A 10656-nucleotide genomic window follows, 5' to 3' on the forward strand; every position below is an offset into this window, starting at 1 on the left:
AGTCTCTGCGTGGCCGCAGGGTTCAGCTCTCGCGGGGAATTCGCTCCGCTCCGATGACGCCTCGCAGCATCTCGTCATCGATCGGCGCCCCTCTCCGGGTGACGCTGATCTGACCTGTAGGTTCGAGGATCACGCATGCCACCTCGGCGCGCTGTCGGATTCCTGCCATTCGCAGCTTCGAATACACTTCGGCGGGGTCGACATGGGCCCTGGCAAGGTTGTCGGTCAGCAGCTCGCTGCCAGCCATGAGTACAATCGCGGGACTGTTGACGATGCCTGCGATGCGGTGGAAGCGGCGAGCCTTTCCGGTCAGAGCCTGGAGGATCAGCAGGGTGGCCAAGGCCAGGAGACCAGCAATGAGGGTCGGAGTGTCACCGAGGATCGAACGACCGATGATCGCACCCAAGGCGATGATGGCGGCGAGGTCGAAACTCGAGAGGCTCGCGAGGGTCCGTTGGCCGAAAACGCGGACGAGAATAATGATGCCGAGGTAGAAGGCAATGCAGGATACGACGATCCTCACCACATCGATGCCGTCGAGTCCGAATTCCAGCCAGTCCATGTATTTCCTCCCGACTGGATACTACAACTTCATGCCTGCAGCTCAGCGGGAACGGATCCATTCATCGACCGTGACGGTCGAGAGCCTCGGCGAATCCGGGATGAGGCCATTGCCGGACATCGGTCCTGGGATCGGGATCGGCACGATCTTCGGAACAACCCTCGTACGGGATCCGCCACTCGGACCTGCTCCGACACTCACGGCCGAGTCTGCGTCGGCCGCCGCAATCCTGCGGGCCATCGTCGGGAAGTCGCTGACCTCGGGGCCCGCGACCTCGATGGTTCCGCGTTCTCCTGCATCGATGGCCTCGGACATCATCCGGGCGGCTTCGTCCGCGGCCAGGGCCTGGACTCGCATCTTCGGCACGAACGCCACCGGCCCCGCGGTGAACGTCACTGTGTCAACAAGCTCGAACCATTGGGTCGATCGGAACATCAGCAGCTGGTCGGCGGGGATCAGTCTGCGGTAGACCCGCTCCTGGAGCTCTTTGGCTTGGTAGTAGCCGAGCAGCTTGGACTGGGCGACCTCGGGTCGGAAGGCAATGGACAGACACACCATCGCGGCCCCTGGGTTCTCCGCCGCCGCCATGGCGATCGAGCGTGAGCTGCGGGAGAAGAAGTCGAGCGCCTTGTGGCGGTTGTTCGTCATGAAATTGACGCAGTCGACGAGGACATCGCTGCCTTCCGCCGCCTCAGTGACGCCTTCCCCCTGATAAGTATCGACGCCGATCCCGCGGTGAGCGGCGATCACTGAGTGGCCGCTCTCACGAAGGTGTGCCGTGAGTCGGCGACCGAAGGTTCCAGTGGCTCCATAGATGGTGATCTGCATGTCTCATCCCTGAGTTCGGTGGATCGGCGAGTGCGCGAGTCACACGGCCCGTCGACAGGTGGGCGGATGGCGGTGCCCGCCGGCGGTTGCACCGACGGGCACCGTAGGCACCAGTCTAGTTCTGCTGATTCCCGTCTCGCTGTCGCCAGTTTCTCCTGGCCTAGTTCTGCTCGATGGTGATCGTACCCATGTCGGCGCTCGCGGAGACAGGGATGACCGTTTTGCCCTCGGCACCCTTCGAGGCCCTCGCAGCGTCGTACTTCTTGAGGTCCCTGGCCAGATCCACGCTCCCCTCATTCGAGTTCGCGTTGATGCTGTAGAACAGGTCCTTGGCGTCAGCGGCACTGCCGTCGTCATCCTTGGAACCGGCGGCCTCGGCGGCCATCCTCTCCTGGGCCAGGTCCAAGCGCGGCAGGCGGATGTCGATCGTGCCTTCGTCGGCCTTGGCAACGATCCCGGACATCGGAACCATGTCGTTGGAGAAGTCGAGATCGATCGTTCCTGTCGAGGTCACCGCGTCGACGTGATCGCGAACGTTGAGATTCGAACCGTTGAGTGTGCCCACACCGGTCTTGGATTCGATGGTGTCGAAAGTCCCCCTCAGGTCAGTCATTCCGTAGTCGGTCGACGTCTGCAGACGCTCAGCCGAGCCGCTGACATCGACTGCGCCGCCATCTGTCTTCGCGACGATCTCCTGGTAGTCACCCACGATGTCGATGGCACCGTAGCCGCCGTTGAAGTCGAGTTTCATCTCCTTCGAGGTCTTGGCGGGAAGAGTGACCTCGATCTGGGCATTCTCGAGGTTCCGCTGATCGTCGACGGACACTGTCGACGAGTCCCCGGCTCCTCGCACCTGCAGCGTCGGTGCTTCGTCGCGGGGCCCGGTGGCGGTGAGCCGGACAGTCGGCTCATCGGTCTCGGTGGTCTTGACGGTCACTGATGCGGTGGTCTCGAGGAGGAACTTCAGATCCGTGACCGAGGTCGACAGCGGCTTCATGACGTCGAGCTTCGCGTAGTTCAGACGAGAGGCTCCGTGCGCGACGCTGAAGGCGATCGGGACGAGGAGGACGACGAGCGCGGCGATTGTGATGATCACTCGCATGCTCGCGCGGGTGGATTCGCTGACGTGGACTGTGGCAGGCATTCTATGCTCCGAGGAATGTGAGGACGGCGAGGATGCGTCGGTTGTCCGAGGTGTCGGCGGTGAGGCCGAACTTGGTGAACACCGAACTGATGTGCTTCTCTACTGCTCCGGCGCTGAGGTAGAGGGTGCGGGCGATTGCGGCATTCGATTTGCCCTCGGCCATGAGCTGGAGGACTTCGAGTTCGCGCGGACTCAGGGTTGAGAGCCCGTCTTTCTTGCGTGTGCGCACGAGGATCTGCGAGACGACCTCGGGGTCGAGGACCGTGCCGCCGGAGGCGACCTCGTCGACTGCGGCGAGGAAGTCCTCGACATCGGCGACCCGGTCCTTGAGCAGGTATCCGAAGCCACCGGTGTTCTCAGCGATGAGTTCGGATGCGTACTGCTCCTCCACGTACTGGCTGAACACGAGCACCTTGACGTCGGGGTTCTGCTTGCGGATGAGGACTGCTGCGCGGATGCCTTCGTCGGTGAACGTCGGCGGCATGCGCACGTCGATGATGGCGAGGTCCGGCGGAGTATTGTGGACCGTCGCCAGGAGCTCGTTGGCATCGGGGACGGCGGCGATCACTTCATGCCCGGCATCGACCAGAAGCCTCTCGAGTCCGGCTCGCAAGATTGCAGAGTCTTCGGCAATTACGATGCGCATGGCACCTCCACAACAACAGTAGTTGGCCCACCTGCGGGGCTGGTCAGGTTCAGTGTCCCACGAGCGGCTTCGACGCGATCGACCAATCCGGCGATCCCGGTGTGGCGGCCCGAACGATCGATGCGCGCACCGCCCTGACCGTTGTCGGTGACGACGATCTGCAGGCCGGCCTCGATCGGAGCGATGAAGACTCGAGCATGTGTGGCACCCGAGTGTTTGGCGATGTTCGTCAGGCACTCGGCGACGACGAAGTACGCCACGGCTTCGGCCTCCCGATCGATTCGCCCAGCGAGTCGAACGTCGACCTCGACGGGAATCGTCGAGCGTCCGGCCAATGCGGAGACGGCTGCGTCGAGGCCGCGGTCTGTGAGCACAGCAGGGTGGATTCCACGTGCCAGTTGGCGGAGTTCATTGACGATGCCCTTCGCCTCTGCGTGAGCTTCGGAGACGAGCTCTTTGGCGCGTTCTGGATCCTTGTCGATCTTCGACTTCGCCATGCCCAGTGTCATGCTCAGGGCGACGAGGCGCGGCTGGGCTCCGTCGTGGAGGTCGCGTTCGATGCGCAGTCGCTCCGCACCCGCGGCTTCGATTCCGGCCATGCGGGCCCGGTCGAGATCGGTGACCTCGGCCTGCAGGGCGGCGGTGCGTGCCGGTGGCAGGAGGCTGCGGTCGAGTGCCCTGTCGAGGTACGGGGCGAACCATAGGATCGCCAGTGAGCTGGCGAGGACGATGAGGGAACCGATGGCGATGCCGGTGCGACCCAGCCCACCGGTGGTGCCACGGAAGAAGAAGTCGGTGATGCCCTCAGGATTGATGGCGCTGAAGATGCCGATGATTGCCCCGCAGATGCCGGCGATGGTGCCGCCGACGATGATCGCGCCGAGCAGCATCTTCACGTAGTGGTGGGCGGTCGATCGCCAGAAGGACCCGGACTTCACGTGCAGCCAGCGGTTGTGGAAGAAGCGGCCGAAGGCGGATTCTCGGGTGCTGCGTTCGATCTTCGGGACCGGGATCCGGTCGCCGTAGATGAGTTCGGCCCTGTAACGTTCGAACACATTCGCGCCCTGTTGGACGACGACCCAGGCAACGAGTGCGAGCACACCGAGGCCGAGGGCGAAGATTCCGCCGAAGCCGGTGAACAGCAGCCCGAGCGGGATCCAGGCCCAGACCACAGCCATCACGGCGGAGAGCACGAGGTTCGCGACGCCGACGATCCCGACTCGCTTCTGCGGCCATTCGATCGGACCGTCGGCGGGAATCTCGGTGCCTTCCTCACGCGTCAGCGGCATCGCCCCGGTCGCAGGTGCGTACGTGACGTTCTCCGACTTCGGCTTCTTCCGCCGAGGTGGCGGCACCGGCTGCATCGGCATCTGGCCGTTGGCCCCGGGCACGGGCGCAGCGAACTGGTTGGGGTGCTGGCCCTGCTGCGGGCTGTACTGCTGGGTGGAGTAGGTGCGCGGCTGGTAGCCGGGCTGCTGCAGGGTGCCGGGCTGTTGGAGTGCGCCCTGTTGCTGGAGATTGCCAGGTCCGGAGGAGTGGGTGCTCTGGGACGGGTACGCCTGAGTGGGGTGCTGTGAGGGTGTTTGCTGCGAGAACCCCTGAGTGGAGTTCGCATTCATCACGCGGGTCTGGGGATGGGCCTGCGTGTACTGCTGCGTTGGTAGGTCAGTCGCCGGCGATTCCTGGTCGTGCGCCGATCCGTGCTGCACTGCCGATCCGTATTGCTGAGTGGCACCACGGCTGAAGGGAACCTCCATATCCATGGGCGCCGTCCGAAACTGTCCTGCCTCCGTCGCCAACGGTGTGTCTGCGGACTCGTCGGCTGCGCCGCTCACCGATGGCTCGGAGCGGTCTGCGGATTCGTCGGCCTCGGGGGTCTCCGCAGCCACGGGAGTCTCTGCGGTCGGGGGTGCGTTGACGATCGCCTCGGCGCCGATTGGCCTATCCGATTCCGGCGCTGCTTCTGGTGTCTGGGACCCCGGGGAATCGTCGCTCTGCGGCTCCGATTCGTGTGGGTTCGTGGGGGTGTTCTCACTCATAGCAATAACGCTACGGGAGTCGACAAGCTGCCGACAGCACGTTGACCGCCTACCCTGCGTCGGGTTTTCCCCACGACCCGTGACCACGCACACACGCGCCACGCACCGCTAGCTGCGATTCATACCGCCCCACCACGCACCGCCAGGTGTGAATCCTACCCACAACTCCACGCGCCACCTCTGGCACTGCGCGTGGCACTGCGCGCATCAATTCATACCGTTGCAACAGGGTGGTGAAGAGTTGACGGTGCGGGGTCCGCAACTGGAACCTCCGCACCCAGCACCTCCACGTCGGAGCTCACGCCGTCCGGAGCCTGCGCGGCCGCGGCGAGCGCCGATTCGAGGTCGGCGAGGATGTCGGCGATGTCTTCGATGCCCAGGGACAGTCGGATGAACGTCGGTGAGACGCTGAGTTCGCAGTCGGCGACTGCCAGATGCGTCATGGTCGCAGGATGATCGATGAGGGACTCAACTCCGCCGAGCGATTCGGCCAGGGTGATGAGCTTCGTGCTCTTCACCAGCGACAGAGCTCTTGCCTCGGTGTCGGTGCGGAACGAGACCACTCCCCCGAAGCCGCTCATCTGCTTCTTCGCGACCTCATGGCCCGGGTGAGATGACAGACCTGGGTAATACACCTCAGCGATCTCGGGGCGGCTCTCCAACCACTGCGCCACGGCCTGCGCGTTCTCACAGTGCTTGGCGATGCGCACCGGCAGGGTTTTGATGCCGCGGCGAGTCAGCCACGCATCGAAGGGGGCGATGCCCAACCCGACGGATGCGAGGTAGGACTCGAGACGTTCGACAACCTCGGCAGCACGGGGACAGGTCGAACCGTCACCGGCGAGAACGGCACCGCCGATGACGTCGGAGTGGCCGTTGATGAACTTCGTCGTCGAGTGGATGACGACGTCGGCGCCGAGCTCGATGGGGCGCTGCAGAATCGGGGTGGCGAAGGTGGAGTCGACTGCGAGGATGGCGTTCGCAGCGTGGGCGAGCTTGGCAGTCTCCTCGATATCGACGATGTCGAGTCCGGGATTGCTCGGGGTCTCGACCCAGACGATCGCGGTCTTGGCCGAGATCGCCGCGGCCAGCGCCTCGGTGTCAGTGAGGTCGACGGTGCGGATGCGCACACCCCAGCGCTCGTATTCGTTGACGAGCAGCCGGTAGGTGCCGCCGTAGATGTCGCGCGGGATGATGATCTCATCGCCGGGACCCAGCAGCGCAGTGAAGACTGCGACCTCGGCAGAAGTCCCCGAGTTCACCGCCGCTGCGAAGGAGGCGTTCTCCAATTCGCACAGCACCTGCTCGAGGTCGCTGCGATTCGGGGTGCCGGTGCGCGCGTAGTCGAAGCCGGCACGAGTCTGGCCGGGAGTGTCCATCATGAAGGTCGAGGTCTGGAAGATCGGGGCGACAACCGAACCGGTATGCGATTCGGGGTCGGCGCCTGAATGCACTGAGCGGGTTGAGATTCCGTTCTGGGTGATGCTCATGGCGGGTCCTTCCTTCACTGATGACACTTCGACTTCGCTGCCGAAGTTCCACCAGTCTCAACCGCTCGTGAGCCCGTTGTCGCTGTGCATGACCTGGGATGTCACCGACCGTCATGTTCGGGTCTTTCGATGTCACTTTTCGTCATGCGAAGCCGGAGAGCCTGTCATGCGGTGCGAGTGGGTGATGCACTTTCGCCTCATCCGGGACAACACCCGGGTGCGGTCACCCGGCCAGCAGCGACCTCTCCGAGCCCTCGGCCTCGGCCCTGGCTTCGGCCCCGAATCCGACCTCGCTGCCCGGTAATGATTCGAGGATCGCCGAGGCGATTCTTTCGTTGTCCCTGAACACCGGAGCATCCGTGCGGGGGCGGCTGAATCCTTCCGCAGTCGATCCCGACACGGCCGGGCCCAACAGGAACAGGTCCGGCTGCGAGCGCCCGGACTTGTCGAGGGCGTGGCCGTGGGAATCGGTGCGCAGCTTTGTGTGGCTGGCGGCCTCCCCACGACCGGATTCCAGCAGGATCGCACCGCGCTCGCCGAGGGACTCCAAGGCAGGATCGAATGCGCGGGCGGCGCTCTGCTTGGCCAGTCGCGCTTCGACGAAATAGGTGAACGTCGTGGCATCGGGGTGCGCACTTGAGGTCGCACGGAACCCTGCCTCGCTGGCCTCCACATTCAGTCCCGGCCCGAGGAATCTCAGCAAGCCCGCCTCGTGCAAGGCGATGATCTGCCGAATCCGCAACGGCGGTGGACCGCTGCCGATGAACGAGAACAGCGAGTGGAAACTGCCCTCCACATAAAGTGCTCGATCCTTCGCACTGACTCGTCCGGCCCGCACGAGCATTCGAATGGCGACGTACGACTTCACCAGAGCTTCGAAGACCGCGAGATCCGCGGAATGGTGGAGATCGGCACTGCGAGCCAGCTGCGCTTCGATGTGTTCGAGGACCAGCGCTTCTCCCTCGCCGAGGCTGTGCGAGGTGGCATCGTCAAGTGGCCTGTCAATCGCATCGAGGTCGAAGAGGTCGGCAGGATCATCAAGCACCGATGCCGCCGATGCCGTGATGCTCGCCCGTCCACTACCGAGCACGTCGTCACTGGAGGCAGCGTCAGGCTGCGCGGCAGTGGCAAGGTCCGAGTTCACGTCAGCGTCAAGGACCTGCTGCGCCACGTCATCGATCTCGGAGAGCAGCGCAGCATCTGAAATGCCGCGCTTCCACAGGACGTGTTCGTAGTGGGCATAGGTGAGCTCCAGCTCGGCCAGAGGGCCGATGACGGCGCGGAAGTCGATCGTCCCATCGCGATGAGGCCCACCGATTTGAGACCCCTCGGCCTGAGCTGCACCGGTTGGGGCCCCGGTGGCGACCGGCCGCTGCTCGAGACGATCCGTATTGAGGTAGCGCAGCTCGACCCCGGGCGCACCCGGGAGATCGGCGCGGCTGTAGCCGAGCTTCGGGCTGTAGGGCACGCCTCGAGACGAACCCACCCACAGTACGGGTTCCTTACCCGACGACAGGTACCGCAGTCGTCCGCCGCACTCGATGAACTCTCCTCCGCGCCCGAGGGTGAGGATCACCATGAGGTCGATGAAGGCCAGGCCGAATCCGCGCGCCAGCACATCGGCTCCTGCCGGGATGCCGCCGAAGTCGATGTCTGCGGTGTACCCCGGTCGTTGATAGTAGAGACCCTTGCTGCTCGCGCCCGTCCCCTCGGTCACTCGTTCGAACTCGAGATCGGCATCGGCTGGCGACATGTCGAGATGTCCCTGGGCCGAGACCACGGTGTCAGTCAGGATCGAGACCCCTTCGGACGTCACGACCCGAAACCCTGTGCCCTGAAGGTCGTGGTCCCGAAATCCTGTGTCCCGGAGATCGTGGTCCGGATCTCCCAAGCGACGAGACCTCGAACTCACGGGAATTCGATCGACCACCTCGGCGCGGGCGCGGTGGATGTGGACCGTGGCGGCGAGGTTCTCCATCGCGACGTCGAAGGCCCACTCGAGATAGTGGCCCTGGACGCGGCGCGAGGCGAAGGACTGCGAATCGAGGCTCTCCGCGTCTTCACCCAGACCAGCTGCCGCGAGGCACTCCAGGCCCTGGTCATGAATCCATTCGTGCAGGCTCGGGCCAGCGACTGGAGTGCGTTCGAGGGTGCAGCTCGAGTCGGGGAAGATCGTGATGTCCTCGGTGCGCGAGTTCATCCACAGATGGGGCGACTGGGCGGTCCGCCAGATCCTTCCGGCACCCGGTGGATAGGGGTCGATGAGGTGGACGGTCCGCCCGGCGCCAGCGTCCGAGGTGGCTGCAAGCGCCAGGAGAATCCCAGTGGTCTTCGGTCCGGCACCGATGAACACGAGGTCCGCGCGCAGATCGGGTGGGAGTTCACGCATGGGTGTAGAGGCTGTGAGCCGCGGGCAGTCCCAACCGGGTGCGCAGATCGGCTCCGGACATCGCTGGGGTACGCAGCCCGGCGGCAGTGAGCGCGGGAACAATCTCACTGACCAATCGGATGCTGAACTCGAGCTGTTCCTCCGGCAGGGCCGAGAACACGATTCCTGATGCCCCTCTGGACTGAAGATCGAGGGCGAAATCGGTCGTCCGAGCCACCTCGCTGCGGGACGTTGGGGCGGCGAGACGAGCGAGAACCGGAGTCCGCGGACCGACAAGTTCCCGCAGCTTCTCCACGCTCGGGCCCGCGCTATCGACGTCGGCGGTGTCACCTGCGCCGATGTCGGCTAGGACGATGTCGGCGGACTCCACGGCCGCCGCATTGTCGGCATCCGCCCTCACCACAATAGGCGGGTGCCCCTGCGGCGGTCGTGGAGTGATCGAGGGGCCGAGCACGGAGTAGTCCGTGCCGGCCGAGTCTCTCAACTGGGCGTCGACGATGTGGAGCCGATCCCGTTCGATGTACCGGTCCGTGCTCAGGTCGCGGATGATTGCGTCGTCATCCCACGAGTCCCACAGACGGCGGACGAGGTCGATGATCTGTGCTGCTTCTGCCCAGGCCGGTGCGGAGTCTGCACCCGGGCGTCGGCCGAACAGTGCGGCATCGGCGTCGCTGGTGGAGATTCCGATCGAGAGTCCGGAACGGCTGCGGGCCGTGTAGTCCAGAGTCGCCGAGGCGGTCGCCACGTGGAAGGGTTCCGTGTGGGTGACTCTGACCTCGGGAATCAGTCCGAGTTCGGAGGTGATAGGACCAAGCCAGGAGGAGAATTCGAGGGCGTCGATTCCGTCGAAGGCATCCGGGACGAGTGCGAAGTCGACGTGTCCGTCGAGAGTCTTCGCCGCAGCCAGACCGGTACGGGGATCGGCTGTGATCGTGGTGCCGATGATGAAGCTCATGAGGCACTCCTCTCAGTCGAAGTGAACTCGGGTTCGAACTCGGTCGTCGCATGCGAGCAGGCTCGTTCCTTGGCCTTGAGCTCCGAATCGAACTGGTCGATGGCGTCGACGATGTCGCGTTCGACGGATTCGTCGATGGCCGCCGGAGTCGACTCGGTGGCGGGAAGGATGTGCTTGGAGATGACGAAGCGTCCGCGGCCGATGGAGCTGGCGCCCAAGGTCGCGACCAGTGGTTTGAGGCTGAAATCCAGAGCCAGAACGTGCGCCGGTGAACCGCCGGTGAGGATCGGGAGCACTGGCTTGCCCTGGAAGGCGTCCATCGGCAGCAGGTCGATGAAGACCTTGAGCAGCCCGGCATAGCTGGCCTTGTACACGGGCGAACCGATGACCACTGCGTCTGAGGATTCGATCGCGGCACGCGCTGAGGCGATGAGATCGTCCGCGGCATCGGCCCTCAGCAGCGCCGCGGCGGGAAGATGACGCAGCTTGATGATCTCGGTGCTGTGGCCGTACTGGCGCAGGCGGCGAGCGATGAACTCAAGCAGTGCTTCTGTCTTCGAGTTCTCGGTGGGGCTGGATGAGACGAGGATGACGCGGGACATT

At 64.5% G+C, this 10656-nt stretch carries 9 protein-coding genes; all 9 read right to left on the reverse strand.

All coding sequences use genetic code 11. The annotated features are described in order from the left end of the window. Window positions 1-22 precede the first annotated feature (22 nt). Window positions 23-562: a DUF421 domain-containing protein gene (locus tag JTF07_RS06170; protein WP_204233356.1), complete on the reverse strand. Its 540-nt coding sequence runs from the start codon at window positions 560-562 to the stop codon at window positions 23-25. Window positions 563-604: 42 nt separating this feature from the next. After that, window positions 605-1390: an SDR family oxidoreductase gene (locus JTF07_RS06175; RefSeq protein ID WP_204233357.1), complete on the reverse strand. Its 786-nt coding sequence runs from the start codon at window positions 1388-1390 to the stop codon at window positions 605-607. Window positions 1391-1550: 160 nt separating this feature from the next. Continuing rightward, window positions 1551-2534 carry a DUF4097 family beta strand repeat-containing protein gene (locus tag JTF07_RS06180; protein ID WP_204233358.1) on the reverse strand — a complete coding sequence of 328 codons (984 nt, stop codon included), beginning with the start codon at window positions 2532-2534 and terminating at the stop codon, window positions 1551-1553. A 1-nt stretch (window position 2535) separates the two neighbouring features. Further along, on the reverse strand, window positions 2536-3180 hold the full coding sequence (locus JTF07_RS06185) for a response regulator transcription factor (protein ID WP_009881760.1): 645 nt from the start codon (window positions 3178-3180) through the stop codon (window positions 2536-2538). Continuing rightward, window positions 3168-5219 (reverse strand): sensor histidine kinase, encoded by a 2052-nt coding sequence (locus tag JTF07_RS06190; protein WP_204233359.1) that lies wholly within the window; start codon window positions 5217-5219, stop codon window positions 3168-3170. The genes JTF07_RS06185 and JTF07_RS06190 overlap by 13 nt, the downstream gene beginning before the upstream one ends. 212 nt (window positions 5220-5431) lie before the next feature. Beyond that, the gene (locus JTF07_RS06195) at window positions 5432-6709 is read right to left on the reverse strand and encodes a trans-sulfuration enzyme family protein (RefSeq protein ID WP_204233360.1); all 1278 of its coding nucleotides are present in this window, start codon (window positions 6707-6709) and stop codon (window positions 5432-5434) included. Between the two features lie 223 nt (window positions 6710-6932). Further along, the gene (locus JTF07_RS06200; RefSeq protein WP_204233361.1) at window positions 6933-9098 is read right to left on the reverse strand and encodes an FAD/NAD(P)-binding protein; all 2166 of its coding nucleotides are present in this window, start codon (window positions 9096-9098) and stop codon (window positions 6933-6935) included. Further along, complete coding sequence (locus JTF07_RS06205) at window positions 9091-10053, reverse strand: LLM class flavin-dependent oxidoreductase (RefSeq protein ID WP_204233362.1); 963 nt, start codon at window positions 10051-10053, stop codon at window positions 9091-9093. The genes JTF07_RS06200 and JTF07_RS06205 overlap by 8 nt, the downstream gene beginning before the upstream one ends. Beyond that, window positions 10050-10655 carry an NADPH-dependent FMN reductase gene (gene ssuE, locus JTF07_RS06210; RefSeq protein WP_204233363.1) on the reverse strand — a complete coding sequence of 202 codons (606 nt, stop codon included), beginning with the start codon at window positions 10653-10655 and terminating at the stop codon, window positions 10050-10052. The genes JTF07_RS06205 and ssuE overlap by 4 nt, the downstream gene beginning before the upstream one ends. Window position 10656 lies beyond the last annotated feature (1 nt).

The organism is Brevibacterium sp. RIT 803, from assembly GCF_016892625.1.
GTDB lineage: Bacteria > Actinomycetota > Actinomycetes > Actinomycetales > Brevibacteriaceae > Brevibacterium.